General features: G+C 45.2%; 1 protein-coding gene. It reads left to right on the forward strand.

Annotation, left to right across the window (positions count from 1 at the left end):
- Window positions 1–540, forward strand: a 540-nt coding sequence (locus tag R7Q09_RS27855; RefSeq protein ID WP_411913134.1) for a choice-of-anchor I domain-containing protein, incomplete at both ends; no start/stop codon positions are given.

Here is a 540-nt window from a genome sequence, read left to right on the forward strand (position 1 = left end):
TCAAGGTACGCCAGATTACACCAATGTCAAAGGCACCTGTTTGAGCCATATCGACGAAGTCCGTGGCAAAAAACTCAAAGTTACGACCGACCACCCTCTTGCTGGAGCTCTGAAAGACAACAAACAGCTAGCTAGACTCAAAGTTATCAAACCAAACCACACATTAAACGCAGAAGAAAACGTTCAAGCATTTGGCGCGCGTTCATTCTCAATTTGGAATGAAAATGGTGAGCTAGTTTTTGATAGTGGAGACGATTTCGCAACAGTTGCCCTCTTGAACGAAGGTAAACACTTCAACAGCACAAACGACAGCAACAGTAGCGGTGATGACCGAAGTGATGATAAAGGCATCGAGCCAGAAGCCATCGAAGTAGCGAAAATCAATGGTCGATACTACGCATTTATCGGTTTAGAGCGCCAAGGCGGTATTATGGTTTACGACATCACCCAGCCAAAACAAGCGCAGTTCTTGCATTATGTAAACCACCGCGATTACACCCAACCAGTATGTACGTTGGTAGAAGACAGTGAGTGTGCAAA

This window comes from Vibrio sp. 2130-1, from assembly GCF_033339515.1.